This window comes from Bartonella sp. MR168JLCBS, from assembly GCF_042194175.1.
The window spans coordinates 177,209-194,753 of the sequence record NZ_JBHIMP010000001.1; the positions used below are offsets into that span (position 1 = coordinate 177,209).

Consider the following 17,545-nt stretch of genomic DNA (forward strand, 5'->3'; position numbering starts at 1 on the left):
ATGTGTAGACCCAAAACTGGTAGAGTGAAAGAAATTACCTCTCTTAGCAACCCCATCATAAAAGACCTTAAAGCACTTAGCCAAAAGAAAAACCGTAATAGAGAAGGTCTTTTCATGGCAGAAGGATTGAAATTGGTCATTGATGCTCTCAATCTCGGCTGGACAATACAGACGCTTATTTTTTCTAAAAGTAAAATCGGTAATGCTGCTATCGAAAATACTGCCGCACGTGCTGTAGCCAACGGTGGTTTTGTTATTAAAGCCTCACAAAAGGTTATGGAATCACTTACACGACGCGATAATCCACAAACAGTTATTGGTATTTTCAAGCAAAAATGGCACTCTCTTGAAATGATAAAAGGACAGATTAAAGATGTTTACATCGCGCTAGATCGTGTACGTGACCCTGGAAATCTTGGTACCATTATTCGAACTGCTGATGCTGTAGGTGCTAAAGGTGTTATTTTAATTGGCGAAACAACAGACCCTTTCTCGCCTGAAACGGTCCGTGCAACCATGGGATCTATTTTCTCTGTACCACTTTATCGTCTTGATGAAAGCGCCTTTTTAAACTGGTCTGCTCACTTTAAAGGTATGATCGTTGGAACACATCTCAAAGGATCTCTGGATTATCGCACACTTGATTTCAAAAATGGCCCTATTATCCTTTTAATGGGAAATGAAAAACAGGGATTATCAGATCTTCTTACAAATCGGTGTGATAAACTTGCGCGTATTCCACAAAGCGGACGTGCAGACTCGCTTAATCTAGCTGTAGCAACAGCTGTTATGCTTTATGAAATCCGTCGCCCCTATTTAATACTGGAACCATGTGAGGAAAAATATGATGCGTAAATCACTCCCTTTTCTTCTCTTGGGCTTGGCTTTTACAGTAGTACTTGATCAAGCTGTCAAATACTGGGTTATGCACAATATGCCTTTAGGAACAGAAATTTCGCTTATACCTTTTCTTTCCCTTTATCATGTGCGTAATTCTGGCATTGCATTTTCGTTTTTTTCTTCCTTTTCTCACTGGGGAATCATCGCCATCACAATCATTGTGATTATCTTCCTTCTATGGCTATGGAAAAATACTGAACATAATAAGTCTTTAATGCGCTTTGGCCTTATTCTTATTATTGGGGGAGCAATTGGCAATCTCGTTGATCGTATTCGCTTTCATCATGTCACTGATTATATACTCTTTCATATTGATGATATTTTTTATTTTGCTATTTTCAACCTTGCAGATAGTTTTATAACTCTCGGTGTTATTGCCATTCTTATTGAAGAATTGCGCACTTGGATGAAAGAAAAACGTCATTCTAACAGTACATCTTCTCATTGATATGCTCATTGTCTTAGAAAACAGAGCTTATTGACCATCATAAGCCTGATTGTAAATTGATTTTTCTTGGATAATTCTTGCAGCTAATTGTTTTTCGTGTTTCTTTTCATAAAATTATAAAATCTTATTTTTCAACTTTACACTTCTACACTTGGTCAATGCAAAAGAAATGAACTCAAATAGAAATCAATATTTTTTATCCATATGTCCTCTATCAAATTCAGAGAGAAAATATTTTACAGCATTTAAAGTTCTATTATTTGCTTAGAACATTTGCTTTTCATATGTTTTTTAGTTTTTACAGATATTGTTTTTTACAGAGCCTTTCTTAAGTGCTTCGTTAAAAAACTCTCCTTTTTTATTTTATATATTGTTTAATAAAAAACATTTTTTCAACTATTTTCAATGGTGTATTGTTAAAGCAACCTATTGATTATAAATATAAATCATCGTTTTTTATATTGGATAAAAGCCCTTAATAGCCTAAATCTCTTTTATTTGAAATATCATTTAGCATACAAAAAGACAGTTTATCACTATATATCAATATGTTATATAAATCCAATTCAATAGCTCTTCTAACCGTGCAAAACAGGTGCAATATTGAAGGTTGAAAAATAGTATTATAGATACTTGCCGCTCTTCTTACAAATGCAAAAATAGTGGATATTTTATAAAGGATTGTATTACATAGTTTCTGTGAATAATAAAAATTTTTTGAGTGTAGTCTTTTTATCTTGTAAAAATATGGCAAAAAATGGAAATATTTTTTATTAAAATGAACCGTTTCCTTACCAATTTGTAAGGTTCCTTCTTCATATAAATCTCTTGTAATTTTTAAATAAATCTCCATAATAAGAGCAAATATGCTGGAATTCTGTCAGTGATTCTTAAGGGTTTTTGTATTTGCCCAATTAAGGCTTATGCCAAGCTTATCTGTGTAATGACAGAGACACTTTTAAAGCCCTATACCTGACGGGACATATGCTAAAGGATTTTATATTATGGCTAATTTTAAAAATTTACGTTCGGCGCCTACTTCTCACGCCGATGCATCAATTGATCAGGGATTGCGCGATTATATGTTGGGTGTCTACAATACAATGGCCATTGGTTTGCTTATTACAGCTGCTGCCGCTTATGTAATTGTATCATTAGCAACGACAACAGATATGAGCCAAGCAGCAGCTCAAATCAATAGCAGTGTTTATTTAACATCATTTGGAGTAACATTTTATACATCGCCATTCTCTTACATTGTTATGTTTGCACCACTCATAGCAGTTTTATTCCTCAGTTTTAAAATTAATACATTGAGCACAAATGCTGCTCGTAGCCTCTTTTTTGGTTATGCTGCTCTGGTTGGTCTTTCACTGTCTTCAATCGTTTTGCGCTATACGACAGAAAGTGTTGTGCAAACCTTTGTCATTTCCGCTGCAGCTTTTGGAGCTCTTTCACTTTATGGTTATACGACAAAGCGTGATCTCACGGCAATCGGTTCATTCCTATTCATCGGATTGATCGGCTTGTTTCTTTCCATGATTGTGAACATTTTTCTTGGATCAAGCGCTTTGCAATTTGCTATCTCTGTGATTGGCGTGTTGATCTTTGCTGGTTTAACAGCCTACGATACCCAAAGCATTAAGTTGATGTATTATGAAGGAGATGAAAGCGACACCAGAGGACGTAAAGTTATTATGGGCGCGTTGAATCTTTATCTTGATTTCATCAATATGTTTGTCTTCTTGCTACAATTTCTTGGCTCAAACCGTGATTGATTGCAGAAATCATAACTTAATTAAAAAACCTTGTTTCTAAAAGAGACAAGGTTCTTTTGTTTTTAGTGTAAGTCTTTACCCTTTGCCTCTTAGGGACTATTCTTTTCGCAAAATGACAAAAATACCTTATAAGCAAAAATTCCCTTGGTTTACCGGTTTTATCCAACAAAAACTCCATAGCTCCCTTTTAAATGCAATTCACAGCCGCTCTCATCATCAATCAAACATCATCAATCAAAATAGTAATTATGATCTGACTGTTGCTTCCTATAATGTGCATAAATGTGTAGGTGTTGATAAAATTTTTAATCCTACAAGAATTGTCCGTGTTATTACTGAATTACAAGTTGATATCCTTGCTCTTCAAGAAGCAGATAGACGTTTTGGAGAACGCGTCGGTTTGATTAATCTTCAGCTATTAAAAGCTGAAACCGGTTTGATTCCTGTACCTCTTAATACTATGTCACCTCATGGACACGGTTGGCATGGGAATGCTCTTTTTTTGCGAAAGGGATATGTACGTGATACTTTACAAGTCACTCTGCCTAGTATTGAACCACGTGGGGCTGTAATTGTAGAGTTGGAAATGGCAGCAGGCCCTATTCGTATTATTGCGGCTCATTTTGGCTTATTACGTTACTCTCGTAAACAACAAACAAAAATGCTCCTTGAAATTTTCCAAAAACGCTCCCTTATGCCTACACTCCTCATAGGAGATTTTAATGAATGGCGGATGGGAAAAGGCTCATCTTTAAATCATTTTTCTCCCTATTTTGATAGCACTTTTGAAGTTGTACCAAGTTTTCCATCTCGCTTTCCTTTTTTAGCCCTTGATAGAGTTTTTTCTTTTCCCCACCAATTGGTAACAAGTATTGAAAATCATCATTCACCGCTTGCACGCATTGCTTCAGATCATTTGCCTATCAAAGCCTATCTTAATCTTTCCAACGCAATCAACATTCTTAAAAATAAATAAAAAAATTAATGTGCCTCATCCCAATTTTGAGCCGTCATGACTTTTACTTCAAGCGGTACAGATAAAGATAAAATCGGCATTGTAGCATTTTCCATAACATTTTTAACAACAGCCATGGTTTTTTTACTCTCTTCTTCTGGTACTTCAAAAATCAGTTCATCATGCACTTGCAGCAACATTTTTGCTGATAGTTTTTCTTCTTTTAAAGCATTTTCCATCTGTATCATAGCGCGGCGAATAATATCAGCCGCGGAACCTTGAATTGGAGCATTGATAGCTGCTCGCTCATTAAGAGAACGAATTTTTACATTCTTTGCTTTTATTTCTGGATAATGGATACGACGTCCAAAAATTGTTTCTACGTAACCATTTTCACGTGCAAAGATTTTGGTCTTCTCCATATAATCTTTAATTCCTGGAAATCTTTCAAAATACAGTTGAATATAACGACCCGCTTCTTGGCGTGAAATTCCCAATTGATTGGCTAATCCAAAAGCTGAAATACCATAAATAATACCAAAATTAATCGCTTTTGCACGCCGTCGTATATCTGAATGCATTCCTTCTATCGCAACACCAAACATTTGTGATGCCGTTATAGCGTGAATATCATGCCCTTTAGCAAAAGCTTCTTTTAATGCTTTTATATCCGCAATATGTGCAAGAATACGCAATTCAATCTGACTATAATCAGCAGAAAGTAACACATGTCCTTTTGGAGCAATAAAAGCTGTTCGAATTTTACGTCCTTCAGCAGTCCGCACTGGAATATTTTGCAAATTTGGCTCTGATGATGATAACCGCCCTGTTGATGTTATTGCCAAAGAATAATTCGTGTGAACTCGCCCTGTTTTTGAAAAAATATAAGAAGGCAAGGCATCTGTATAGGTAGATTTTAGCTTTGCAAGTTGACGCCACTCAATAATTTTACGCGGTAAAACATGACCTTCAGCAGCCAACTCTTCTAAGGTCTGTGCAGAAGTTGACCATTGTCCACCCTTAGTTTTAGCGCCTCCAGGTAATCCCATTTTTCCAAAAAGGATATCCCCTAATTGCTTTGGCGAAGCAAGATTAAACTTTTCATCAGCTTGTTTGTAAATTTCCTCTTCTAGAATCAAAGCAGCTTGTGCCAATTCTCCTGAAAGACGCAATAAAATCTGCCTATCAATAAGAATCCCACGTTCTTCCATTCTTGCAAGAACTTCTACAAGGGGTCGATCAAGACGTTCATAAATTTTTGTCATTCCACGAGCAACAAGTTGAGGTTTTAATACTTGCCAAAGGCGTAGCGTTATATCAGCACGTTCCGCCGCATAAAGGGTTGCTTGTTTTAAATCTACTTGTGCAAAAGAAGTAATTTTTTTTCCGTTATGCGTTAAATCTTTATAGGAAATTGGTTTATGCTCAAGCCAACGTTCAGACAAATCATCCATATTATGAGTTAATGTTCCAGCATCAAAAGCATATGATAAAAGCATGGTATCATCAAAAGAGCTTATAATAATGTCGTATTGCTTCATCACCAACCAATCATATTTTATATTCTGACCAATTTTTAACACCGATGAATCTTCTAATATCGGTTTTAAAAGTGCTAAAGCTTTTCGGGTCTCAATCTGCGAGGCAATGCGCCCGCCCCTCAAAAGGTCCTCTTCTCCTTCATAAAAATGTTCAAGAGGTATATAAGCTGCTTTTTCTGGCTGTAATGCGAGTGAAAAACCAACAAGCTTTGCTTGCATCGGATCAAGAGATGTTGTTTCAGTATTAAAAGCGAAGAAACCCTGCTCTTGTGCTTGTGACAACCAATCTTTTAAAATTTCCTCATCAAGAATTGTTGTATAAGCATCTCTTGTAATTTTTTGAGTCAGCGCTTGATCTTTACGTTTTTGTGCAAAAACTTGTGGAGAATTTTCAGAAAAATTATGAAGAGATGCGCGCTCAGTATTCTTGATATCAGAGTCATGCCCGTGGTTCAGTTTTTCCCATTCAACATCTATATCAAGTGCATCAATAACAGCCGCATCGCATGACGTTGCCTCTGCCACGCGACGCGTTAATGTTGAAAATTCCATCGCTTTCAAAAAAGCAATTAAACGTGGACCATCTTGTGGCTCCAAAATAAAATCATCTAAATCATTATCTATAGGAACATCTGTTTTAAGCCTAACAAGTTCACGAGAAATTTTAACTTGTTCTCTATAAGCTTGAATGTTTTCACGTCGTTTTGTTTGTTTAATTTCTGTTACGTTTTGCAATAAAAGATCAAGAGAATCAAACTGATCTAACAACTGAGCTGCAGTTTTGGGACCAATGCCTGGAATACCCGGTACATTATCCGTTGAATCTCCAATTAATGCTTGTAAATCAATCATTTTTTCAGGTGCAACACCCCATTTTTCTACAACTTCTGAGATACCTATATGCTTGTCTTTCATTCCATCATATAAAGATACATGCGTATTTACGAGTTGCATAAGATCCTTATCAGAAGAAATAATGGTTGTTTTTGCCCCAACCTTTGTTGCCAATTTTGCATAGGTAGCAATCAAATCATCCGCTTCAAAGCCTTCCTTTTCAATACAAGGCAAATTAAAAGCCTTCGTTGCTTGACGTATCAGCGCGAATTGAGGAATTAGATCTTCAGGAGGTTCAGCGCGATTCGCTTTATATTCAGGATAAATTTGTTTCCGAAAAGTATCAGATGAATAATCAAAAATAACAGCAAAATGTGTTGGAACAATACCAGTCGCTGTATTACGAGCATCACAAAGTAATTTCCATAACATATTGCAAAAACCAGCTACTGCTCCTACAGGAAGTCCATCCTTTTTACGTTTTAAAGGCGGCAAAGCATAATAAGCACGAAAAACATAGCCTGATCCGTCAACCAAAAAAAGATGATCTGTTGCTTTCATGACAATTTTATTTCTCCATTTTAGCTAAAAACGTAAATTACCCTTATATATTTTTTTCACTTTTATTTTATTTTTTTCACTTTGCCTCTAAAAAGCCATTTTTTCTTTTCATAAGACATGAAGTCGTTGCACTTTATATTAAGTACCTAGAGCTTTTCTTTGCTGTTACAGGATTAATAGCTTTCATTTTGCTCCTCCTATGATAGCTGAGGTACGATGTAGCGACAGGGTCGTTGTGGTGTTCCCCTCCCCACAACGACCGTTTTTTTTTACATCCATATTCTTTAATTTAAATGGTGACTTTTTTAGAGAAAAGATGATGTTATTCATGAATTTTGAAGTTATTCCACAGAGCTTTTTCACCCATCGTGTTGATAAAATCGGCATGAAACCTTTTTTCTTGCGTACTCAATCTTGAAGGTAAAGCCTGTGGGCGAATTTTAACTGCATAAGATGTATCTTTATCATTCTGGATATGTTCATCAACACCCCTTCTATTACCAAAACCCAATACACCTTGTTTTCCACCGATCAGTTCAATATAAACATCGGCTAGGATCTCTGCATCAAGCAAAGCACCATGAAGAACACGATGGCTGTTATCAATTCCAAAACGTTTGCATAAAATATCAAGAGAATTAGGCCCCATAGGGAATTTACGCCGTGCCATAGCCAGTGTATCAAGAATATTATCAACACTGATGAGCGGTTTGTTGACGCGTTTTAATTCTGCATTAATAAAACCAATATCAAAACTCGCATTATGCGCAATCATTGTCGCGCCTTTAATAAATTCCAAAAATTCATCAACAATATCACTAAAACTTTTCTCGTTTTTTAGGCGTTCATTGGTTAATCCGTGAATTGCTACAACTTCATCAGGAATAATAACGCCTTCAGGGTTTAAATAAACATGAAATTGGCGCCCCGTAAGATAACGATCAACCATTTCTACACAACCAATTTCGATTACGCGATCTTTTTCTTTATCTAAACCTGTTGTTTCTGTATCAAAAATAATTTCCCGCATGACTTCAATTCTTTAGTTTTTTTATCACATCAAAAACCTGTTGACGTGTATTCTCTAAATCTTTCCCTGTATAAATAATAAAATCAGCACGTTCTCGTTTTTTTTCATCCGGCATTTGTTGAGCATTGATAAAGGCAAATTTTTTCTCATTCATACCTTTGCGAATCATTACACGTTCTTTTTGTATTTCTGGTGGGGCAGAAACAACAATAACGCTATCCACACGACTTTCACCATTTTTTTCAAATAGAAGTGGAATATCAAGAATAACTAATTTTTTCCCCTGTTCACGCGCTATATTAATAAATTCCCTTTCTTTTTCTTGCACCAAAGGATGAATTATTTTTTCTAATGTTTGTAATTTTTCCTTATCATCAATCAAAATTTCAGAAAGTTTCAAACGGTTAACTTCACCGTTTTCAACAACACCTGGAAAAATACGCTCTATGAATGACAAAGCTGGCTCACTTTTATAAAGCTGTTGTACTGCTTCATCAGCACTAAAAACAGAAATACCCGCCTGCTTGAAAAAATCAGCAACTGTTGATTTTCCCATAGCAATTGATCCTGTTAATCCTATGATCTTCATTCTCTTTTTTCACTCATATCCTCTAAAATGGCTGTCCGTAACGCTTTTGTTACCTGTGGTCTTATTCCAAACCACTGTTCAAACCCTATAACAGCCTGATGTAGAAGCATCCCAAGCCCATTAACCGTCTTGAGATCACAAGCTTTTGCCTGTTGTAAAAAAGGAGTTATCAATGGTGTATAAATAATATCTGTTACTAACGCCGTTTTTTTTGCTTTATGAAAATCGCAAAAAAAAGAATCACTTTTTTCTTCTGGATTTTTTATGCCAATAGAGGTTGTATTAACAATCAAATCAGCTTGATGGAGTATTTCATGGATTTTATGCCAATCGTAAACTTTAATGGTTTTTCCAAAATGCTGAGCTAAATTATCGGCGCGTTGTTTTGTACGGTTAACCAAATAAATCTGTTCAAATCCGCGTTTTTTTAAGGCATATATGATAGCGCGTGCGGCACCACCTGCTCCAAAAACAAGAGCTGTTTCCCCTCCCCAATCAGATGCAAAATCATCAAGATTAGCGCTAAAACCATAGGCATCGCTATTCGTGGCACAAAGCTTATTTCCTTCATACCAAAGTGTATTAACAGCACCAATCATTATTGCTCTCTCATCTTTATAATCTGCTAAACGAAAAGCTTCCTGTTTATAAGGCAAAGTAACATTTCCTCCACAAAAGCCTATTTTTTGTAAAGACGCAATAAAATGACTGAATTCTTCAGATGTTACTTCTTGTGCAAGATATTCTCCTTGTAAACCATATTGTTTAAGCCAAAAATTGTGAATTTTAGGTGATTTTGAATGATGAATTGGAGAACCAACAACAAAAGCACGCGGATAATTTATTTTTTTTATTGTTAAGTCAACCATCAATAATTCCTAAATGACGCAGTTTTATGAGTAGAGGCAGCAAAGGTAAACCAACAATGGTAAAAAAATCTCCTTCAATTTTTTCAAAGAGATGAATCCCTTCCCCTTCAATTTGATATACTCCCACGCTGTTTAGAACATCTTTTCCTACGCGTGCTAAATAATGTTCAATAAATTCTGACGAGAGCAAACGGACGGACATATGTGCACTAAAAGCTTCAACCCAAATTTTTTGACCATTTTTAAATAAAGCTACCGCACTATGAAGAGAATGGGTTTTTCCTGATAACTCACATAAACGTTGATGTGCTTCCTTAATATTTGTTGCTTTGTGAAAAACTTTACCTTCCAAATCAAGCACTTGATCACAACCAATAACGAAAGCATTAGGAAAACGATCTGAAACATTTTTTGCTTTTGCACCCGCAAGAAAACAGCTGAGTTCTTTAGGTGTTTTTTCTTTTGCTTTTTTTTCTACTTCTCTTTCATCAAAAGAAGCTCCTTCAATGAAAAAATTTAAACCTGCTTTTTTTAATAATTTTGCACGATAAAAACTAAGAGATGCTAATATTAACGTATCTGCGTTCATGAGAATTTTCTCTCATTTTCCTTCACGAAATCGTGATAAAAGTTCAAATATTGCAGCAGCAGTTTCTTCAATAGAGCGTCTTGTGACATCAATAATAGGCCAACCAAAACGTTCGCAAATGCGTTTTGCATAGATTAATTCTTCAGCTATGTTGATACGATTTGTATAACTATCAAGAGCAAAACCTTCTCCCAAATCTCGATTTTGGCGAATATGTGAGATTCTTTCAGCTGAAGCAATTAAACCAATAATTAAAGAATTTTTTGCCTCTAAAAGGGATTCTGGCAAATCAATATTAGGAATAAGAGGAACATTAGCCGTTTTTATTCCGCGATTTGCTAAATAGATACTTGTTGGCGTTTTAGAGGTTCTTGAAATTCCCACAAGGATCACATCTGCTTCGGATAAGCTATTGGAAGACTGTCCATCATCATGCTCTATTGTAAAATCCAGTGCCTCAATACGGCGAAAATAATCTGCATTAAGATCATGTTGTGCGCTTGCACGTAAATGTGTTGGCATTCCAAGGTAAGACTGAAAAGCATTTAAAACAGGATGCAATATATCAATACAAGGAACTTTTACTTTTTTACACTTTTTTTGAAGGAGAAGTTTAAATTCTTCATCGATCATTGTGTAAAGAACAATACCTGGCTCTTGTTGTATTTCATCAAGAGCTTTTTGTAACTGTATTTTATTACGAATCATAGGATAGATATGCTCTGTTGCCTGACTCATTGTATACTGCGATGCTACAGCTCTTCCCACAGAGATTAATGTTTCTCCCGTTGCATCAGAAAGCATGTGTAAATGAAAGAATTTTTTTTCTTTTGTCACAGAAATTTTAACTCCTTGTTAAGATATGTGTATATATCCTTACCGTTTTTTATAAAACTAAAATTTAGGAAAAATTCTTCGTTTTTATACACAAATTAAATGCTTGTGATAATTTTATACCTCTTATAAAAAAGAGGGGATAATATCTTTAAGATAGTGTTATTTTTATTCTTTTTTTAGTCCCTTTTGTGGATAAAATTGAGGATAAATAATAATCCACACTAAACACAGTTATAAATAAGAAGAATCCTTTCTTTAATATAAATTTATTAATATAAATTTCTGTAAAAAATACTTTTGAATAGCATTTAATTAATGCTATAACTCTAACTCATATTTTTGTTATAAAATAAATTAAACACTATTTGTATTTTTATATTTTTTCAAGTTTTTCATACAATTACTTAATATTACAGGGATAAATTTCATATAAATGGTACTTGCAGATTAAAAAAATTGAGTGTAAAATATTTTTCTTCTTAAGAATATTTCATTCATAAATTTCCATAAATTATTTAAGATAATCTTCTCCTTAATTACAAAGAGCATATTTCATGCAAAAAATGAAACTACAAGAACTTAAAAGCAAAAATCCCGTTGAACTTGTTTCTTTTGCTGAAACATTAGAAGTTGAAAATGCCTCTCTTATGCGCAAACAAGAATTAATGTTTGCTATCTTGAAAAAACTTGCTCTACAAGATGTAGAAATTATAGGAGAGGGTGTTGTTGAAGTTTTACAAGACGGTTTTGGTTTTTTGAGATCTGCTGACGCTAATTATCTTCCTGGTCCTGATGATATTTATCTTTCACCAGCACAAATACAGTCATTTTCTTTAAAAACAGGCGATACCATTGAAGGCCCTATACGCAGTCCAAAAGAGGGAGAACGTTATTTTGCTCTCCTTAAAATTAATACAATTAATTTTGAAAAACCTGAAAAGATTCGTTATAAAATTCACTTTGATAATCTTACTCCTCTTTATTCAAATGAGCGTTTCCAAATGGAAATACAAGATCCTACAGAGAAAGATATGTCATCACGCGTGATTGATTTGATATCTCCATTGGGAAAAGGACAAAGAGGGTTAATTGTTGCTCCTCCTCGGACAGGAAAAACAGTTTTACTTCAAAATATTGCTCATTCCATTACCACTAATCATCCTGAATGTTATCTCATTGTTCTTTTAATTGATGAACGACCAGAAGAAGTTACAGATATGCAGCGTTCAGTAAAAGGAGAAGTGGTTTCTTCTACTTTTGATGAACCTGCAATACGTCACGTACAAGTAGCAGAAATGGTCATTGAAAAAGCCAAACGCCTCGTTGAATATGGACGCGATGTTGTTATTCTTCTTGATTCTATTACACGTCTTGGGCGTGCATATAATACAGTTGTTCCTTCTTCGGGTAAAGTTTTAACAGGTGGTGTGGATGCAAATGCTCTCCAGCGTCCAAAACGTTTTTTTGGTGCAGCACGTAATATTGAAGAAGGTGGATCTTTAACCATTATTGCAACGGCTTTGATTGATACAGGAAGTCGTATGGATGAGGTTATTTTTGAAGAATTTAAAGGAACAGGTAATTCTGAAATTGTTCTTGATCGAAAAGTTGCTGATAAGCGTATTTTCCCTGCTATGGATATTTTAAAGTCAGGAACGCGTAAGGAAGAACTTCTGGTAGAACGACAAGATTTGCACAAAATTTTTGTTCTTCGTCGTATTTTAGCATCTATGAATGTAACAGATGCAATTGAATTTTTGATTGATAAATTAAAGCAAACAAAAAACAATAGTGAATTTTTTGATTCAATGAATACGTAGAGTCATTAAAGTTTTTATTAGGATAAAACCTGTGGATACAATCTTTGCTGTTTCGAGTGGATTGTTACCTTCAGGGGTTGCAGTCATTCGGCTTTCTGGTCCTCATGTTGTGGATATAGTTAAAACGCTTTGTGGTCGTTTACCTAAAGCACGTTTTATGCATTATGGAAATCTTACTGCTCGTGATGGGAGCTTTTTAGATTCTGGTTTAACTGTTTTTTTTCCCGCTCCTCATAGTTTTACGGGGGAAGATTGTGCAGAATTCCATTTACATGGAGGAAAAGCCGTTGTTAGTCGTTTTCTCGATGAATTGTCGACATTTTCTGGATGCCGTATTGCAGAAGCAGGTGAATTTTCACGTCGTGCTTTTATGGAAGGAAAATTAGATCTTGTTCAAGCAGAAGGTCTTGCTGATTTAATAGAAGCAGAAACGGAAAGCCAACGGCGTTTAGCTGTTATGGGTACAAGTGGACATTTAACGACACTTTATCGTGATTGGCGTCATAAGCTTATGAAGGCGCGTGCTTTTATTGAGGCAGAACTTGATTTTGTTGATGAAGCAGATATTCCTAACGCAATATCTGATAAAGTTTGGAAAGATGTTGAGGATCTTTGTACTTCTATTCGTGAATATATTACTGAAGGAGAGCGTGCTAGTATTTTACGTGATGGATTAAAAATTGTTATTGCTGGTGCTCCAAATTCTGGAAAATCAAGCATTATGAATCGTCTTTCAGGAAGATCTGTTGCTATTGTAACGGAAGAAGCAGGAACAACCCGTGATGCTTTAGAAATGAGAATTATTCTTGGTGGTTTACCTATTTTTTTAACGGATACTGCTGGTTTTAGAAAAACAGAAAATAAAATAGAACAAATGGGAATAGAAGTTGCTAAACAGCATGTTAGGGAAGCTGATTTAGTTATTTTGGTTTATGATATAGGAAATCCTGAGCAAGTTGATTTACCAGAAACATCGGCTGAAATATGGTGTGTTGGCAATAAGCTTGATCTTTATGAAAAAAATGATCAGCATTGGTCTATACAATTTTCCGCATTAACTGGTTTAAATTTTGATTATTTTATCAAAGAACTTGAATCATTTTGTCATCATCGTGCTTCTGAAATTGGAAATATTGTTCCGGCGCGTAAAAGACAACTTCAATTATTAAAGGAGGCTGTTAAAGAGATTGAATATTCTCTTAATTATCATTCTCTTGATCTCAGTTTACGTGCAGAACATCTCCGTTGTGCAAGTGATTTTCTTGGAAAAATTACAGGAGATATTGATGTTGAAGATTTGCTTGATATTATTTTTTCAGAGTTTTGTGTTGGTAAATAATGATTCACGTGAAACATTGATTATTTCATAGACAGATTATAAAGATTATGTAATTTATATTCTGTTTCACGTGAAACCTTAGAATATTTTCTACGGAATGAATAAAATGCAATCATATGATGTTGTTATTGTTGGTGGTGGTCATGCTGGCTGTGAAGCGGCTTCAGCTTCAGCGCGTGTAGGAGCCAAAACAGCGCTTGTTACACATAAAATATCAGCACTGGGAACAATGTCGTGTAATCCTGCTATTGGTGGACTTGGAAAAGGGCATTTAGTTCGTGAAATAGATGCGTTAGATGGTCTCATGGGAAGAGCAGCAGATGCTGCTGGAATTCAGTTTAGACTACTTAATAGACGTAAAGGACCGGCAGTAAGAGGACCACGGACACAGGCGGATCGACAACTTTATAAAAAAGCAATTCAAAAATTATTAAAAGAACAAGAAAATCTTACTCTTATTGAGGATGAAGTTATTGATCTGGTTGTTAAAGATAATTGTGTATCAGGTGTTATTTTAAAAAAACAAGGAACAATTTTATCTGGTGCTGTTGTTTTAACAACAGGAACATTTTTAAATGGCTTTATTCATATTGGTGATAAAACATGGGCTGCTGGACGTATGGGAGATCAGTCAAGTGTGCAACTTGCTAAACGTTTAAAAAATTATCATATAAAACTTGGTCGATTAAAAACAGGAACCCCTGCTCGTTTGAGTAAAAAAACAATTGCTTGGGATCATCTTCCAAAACAACAAGCAGATGAAAATCCCATTCCCTTTTCTCTTTTAACAGAGAAAATTGAACAACCACAAATTGAATGTGCAATAACACGTACAAATGAGAGAACACATCAAATTATTCGCGAGAATATTTATCGTTCTGCTTTATATTCTGGAAATATTGAAGGGTTAGGACCACGTTATTGTCCTTCTGTTGAAGATAAAATTGTGAAATTTGGAGAACGTGATGGACATCAGATCTTTCTAGAACCAGAAGGATTAAATGATGATACTGTTTATCCAAATGGTCTTTCTACTTCTCTTCCTGAAGATGTACAAATTTCTCTATTGAAAACCATTGAAGGGTTGGAAAATGCTATAGTTTTGCAACCTGGTTATGCTATTGAATATGATTTTGTTAATCCACAACAATTAACGAGAAGCTTAGAATTATGTTCTTTACCGGGTTTGTTCTTAGCAGGCCAAATTAATGGTACAACAGGATATGAGGAAGCAGCAGCACAAGGACTTTTAGCTGGATTAAATGCGGCACGTAAAGTAGGTAAATTAGATGAAATACTTATAAGTCGTTCTACCGCTTATATTGGTGTTATGGTTGATGATTTGGTTTCACGTGGTGTTTGTGAACCTTATAGGATGTTTACATCACGTGCTGAATTTCGTTTATCTTTACGATCTGATAATGCTGATACGCGTTTAACACCTTTGGCACAAAAATGTGGTATTGTGAGTGAAATACGTTGGGAATGTTATCAGAAAAAACAAGAACGCCTTGATCAAGCACGATCAATATGTCAAAATCTTTTTTTAACACCCAATGAAGCTTCTGCTCATGGATTACACGTTAATCATGATGGAATTCGGCGTTCCGCTTATGATTTTCTTGCTTATCCTCATATGACTTTAGAGCGTCTTTCAGATTTTTGGCCACAATTACAAATGATTGATTCTAAAACAGCAGAATCTTTAGAAATTGAAGCACAATATGCGGTTTATTTAGATAAACAAGCACAAGATATTGCCTCTCTTCAAAGAGATGAGCGTTTAGAAATTCCTTCTTCTCTTGATATTCAGGCAATTTCAGGTCTTTCAAATGAACTTAAATCAAAAATTCAAGAAGTGTCGCCGCGTTCAATTGCTGATGCACAAAAAATTGATGGCATGACACCCGCCGCGTTATCGCTTATTATTACATATATTCAACGTCAACGACGTGAAAAGGCTAAAACAGCTTAATGGATTTTTCTACAGAAAAAAAATATCAACAATTATTAAATATTGTTCCTTCTGTTTCACGTGAAACGATGGAAAATTTAATTCAGTTTGAGTCTTTAATACTTCAATGGAATGCGCATATTAATTTGATATCTGCTACAACGATACCAGATCTATGGACACGGCATATTCTAGATTCAGCACAAATTTTTCCTTTGTATGCTCATTCTTTACATTGGTGTGATTTAGGATCAGGAGGAGGTTTTCCTGCAATTGTGATTGCTATCTTTTTGAAAGAAAAAAAAGTAGGACATATTAATCTTGTTGAAAGTAATGGGAAAAAAGTTTCTTTTTTGCGAACAGTTATTGCTCAACTTAATCTTCCAGCAACGGTTTATCACGCTAGAATTGAAGATGTATATCAAAAAATTCCCGTATCTGATATTATAACGGCACGGGGATTAGCGCCGCTCAATAGTCTTTTACAACTTATTTTTCCTTTATTAACAGAAAAAACAATCGCTCTTTTGCAAAAAGGTCGGGATTACGCTACAGAAATAAAAAATGCCTCTGCCAATTGGCACTTTGATCTGTTAAAACATAAAAGTAAAGTTGATGAAAATTCTGTTATTTTAGAAATTTCTCATATTCGATCATATAGAGGGTAGAGCAAAATGAGCGAAACACGAATTATCGCTATTGCAAACCAAAAGGGTGGAGTCGGAAAAACAACCACAGCAATTAATCTTGCAACAGCTTTAGCGGCTATTGGTGAAAATGTCCTTATTATGGATGTTGATCCACAAGGTAATGCTAGTACAGGTTTAGGGATTGATCGTAATAACCGTCCTTTATCTTCTTATGATGTTTTAGTTTCGGGAGTTTCAATTACACAAGCGGCTTTAAAAACAGCAGTACCTAATCTTTATATAGTTCCCTCTACACTTGATCTTTTAGGTGTGGAAATGGAAATTTCTTCATCACAAGATCGCATACAACGCTTACGTAAAGCTTTCTATGATGATCCGGAAATGGAAAAAAAATTCAATTATATTTTAATTGATTGTCCTCCCTCCCTTAATCTTTTAACACTTAATGCTATGGGGGCTGCGGATTCTGTTTTAGTGCCTATGCAGTGTGAATTTTTAGCACTTGAAGGTTTAAGTCAATTACTTGAAACAGTAAAACAAGTGCGATCCGTACTTAATCCATCTTTAGAAATCCAAGGTATCGTTCTAACAATGTATGATGGACGTAATAATCTTTCAAATCAAGTTGTTGAAGATGTACGTTCTTTTATGGGAGATAAGGTTTATCGTACTGTTATTCCACGAAATGTAAGAGTATCAGAAGCGCCCTCTTTTGGAAAACCTGTATTGCTTTATGATCTCAAATGTGCTGGGAGCCAAGCTTATTTGCGTCTAGCATCAGAAATGATTCAACGTGAAAAACAAGCGCGTGCTGCTGCTTAAAAAAATCAACTAAAAATTTAAAGAGCAAA

Annotated in this window: 15 protein-coding genes; 9 read left to right on the forward strand and 6 right to left on the reverse strand. The window is 35.1% G+C overall.

Going from position 1 to position 17,545, the window contains the following annotated elements:
* From ACFIK8_RS00630 to ACFIK8_RS00645, 4 genes are all read left to right on the forward strand, one after another.
* On the forward strand, positions 1 to 855 hold the full coding sequence (locus ACFIK8_RS00630) for an RNA methyltransferase (protein WP_273787537.1): 855 nt from the start codon (positions 1 to 3) through the stop codon (positions 853 to 855).
* A complete protein-coding gene (gene lspA / locus ACFIK8_RS00635) occupies positions 845 to 1,348 on the forward strand; it encodes a signal peptidase II (protein WP_375635362.1) in 504 nt (167 codons plus the stop codon). Before ACFIK8_RS00630 ends, lspA begins: the two co-directional genes overlap by 11 nt.
* 1,004 nt (positions 1,349 to 2,352) lie before the next feature.
* Positions 2,353 to 3,126 (forward strand): Bax inhibitor-1/YccA family protein, encoded by a 774-nt coding sequence (locus ACFIK8_RS00640; RefSeq protein ID WP_012754440.1) that lies wholly within the window; start codon positions 2,353 to 2,355, stop codon positions 3,124 to 3,126.
* 112 nt (positions 3,127 to 3,238) lie between these two features.
* The gene (locus ACFIK8_RS00645) at positions 3,239 to 4,102 is read left to right on the forward strand and encodes an endonuclease/exonuclease/phosphatase family protein (RefSeq protein WP_208439356.1); all 864 of its coding nucleotides are present in this window, start codon (positions 3,239 to 3,241) and stop codon (positions 4,100 to 4,102) included.
* Positions 4,103 to 4,107: 5 nt separating this feature from the next.
* Here the strand turns inward: ACFIK8_RS00645 and polA are convergent, their stop codons facing one another.
* The 6 genes from polA to ACFIK8_RS00675 all read right to left on the reverse strand — a co-directional run bounded on the left by polA (position 4,108) and on the right by ACFIK8_RS00675 (position 10,931).
* Positions 4,108 to 7,017 (reverse strand): DNA polymerase I, encoded by a 2,910-nt coding sequence (polA, locus tag ACFIK8_RS00650; RefSeq protein ID WP_375668847.1) that lies wholly within the window; start codon positions 7,015 to 7,017, stop codon positions 4,108 to 4,110.
* Between the two features lie 322 nt (positions 7,018 to 7,339).
* Positions 7,340 to 8,047 carry a DNA polymerase III subunit epsilon gene (gene dnaQ, locus ACFIK8_RS00655; RefSeq protein ID WP_375644354.1) on the reverse strand — a complete coding sequence of 236 codons (708 nt, stop codon included), beginning with the start codon at positions 8,045 to 8,047 and terminating at the stop codon, positions 7,340 to 7,342.
* Between the two features lie 4 nt (positions 8,048 to 8,051).
* Positions 8,052 to 8,636: a dephospho-CoA kinase gene (gene coaE / locus ACFIK8_RS00660; RefSeq protein ID WP_012754436.1), complete on the reverse strand. Its 585-nt coding sequence runs from the start codon at positions 8,634 to 8,636 to the stop codon at positions 8,052 to 8,054.
* Positions 8,633 to 9,505, reverse strand: coding sequence for a shikimate dehydrogenase (locus ACFIK8_RS00665; protein WP_375668848.1), 873 nt, complete (start codon positions 9,503 to 9,505; stop codon positions 8,633 to 8,635). Before ACFIK8_RS00665 ends, coaE begins: the two co-directional genes overlap by 4 nt.
* Positions 9,498 to 10,094 carry a Maf family nucleotide pyrophosphatase gene (locus ACFIK8_RS00670; protein WP_375668849.1) on the reverse strand — a complete coding sequence of 199 codons (597 nt, stop codon included), beginning with the start codon at positions 10,092 to 10,094 and terminating at the stop codon, positions 9,498 to 9,500. Before ACFIK8_RS00670 ends, ACFIK8_RS00665 begins: the two co-directional genes overlap by 8 nt.
* Positions 10,095 to 10,106: 12 nt before the next feature.
* Complete coding sequence (locus ACFIK8_RS00675) at positions 10,107 to 10,931, reverse strand: pyruvate, water dikinase regulatory protein (protein ID WP_375644351.1); 825 nt, start codon at positions 10,929 to 10,931, stop codon at positions 10,107 to 10,109.
* 554 nt (positions 10,932 to 11,485) lie between these two features.
* On the opposite strand from ACFIK8_RS00675, the gene rho reads away from it, so the two are divergent.
* The 5 genes from rho (at position 11,486) to ACFIK8_RS00700 (ending at position 17,516) form a co-directional block, all read left to right on the forward strand.
* Positions 11,486 to 12,751 carry a transcription termination factor Rho gene (gene rho, locus ACFIK8_RS00680; RefSeq protein WP_015857121.1) on the forward strand — a complete coding sequence of 422 codons (1,266 nt, stop codon included), beginning with the start codon at positions 11,486 to 11,488 and terminating at the stop codon, positions 12,749 to 12,751.
* 31 nt (positions 12,752 to 12,782) lie between these two features.
* Positions 12,783 to 14,090 (forward strand): tRNA uridine-5-carboxymethylaminomethyl(34) synthesis GTPase MnmE, encoded by a 1,308-nt coding sequence (gene mnmE, locus ACFIK8_RS00685; RefSeq protein WP_273787546.1) that lies wholly within the window; start codon positions 12,783 to 12,785, stop codon positions 14,088 to 14,090.
* 106 nt (positions 14,091 to 14,196) lie between these two features.
* Complete coding sequence (gene mnmG, locus ACFIK8_RS00690) at positions 14,197 to 16,065, forward strand: tRNA uridine-5-carboxymethylaminomethyl(34) synthesis enzyme MnmG (RefSeq protein ID WP_375661332.1); 1,869 nt, start codon at positions 14,197 to 14,199, stop codon at positions 16,063 to 16,065.
* Complete coding sequence (rsmG, locus tag ACFIK8_RS00695) at positions 16,065 to 16,712, forward strand: 16S rRNA (guanine(527)-N(7))-methyltransferase RsmG (RefSeq protein WP_375635355.1); 648 nt, start codon at positions 16,065 to 16,067, stop codon at positions 16,710 to 16,712. Before mnmG ends, rsmG begins: the two co-directional genes overlap by 1 nt.
* Positions 16,713 to 16,718: 6 nt before the next feature.
* On the forward strand, positions 16,719 to 17,516 hold the full coding sequence (locus ACFIK8_RS00700) for a ParA family protein (RefSeq protein WP_375644349.1): 798 nt from the start codon (positions 16,719 to 16,721) through the stop codon (positions 17,514 to 17,516).
* The last annotated feature ends 29 nt before the right edge of the window (positions 17,517 to 17,545 follow it).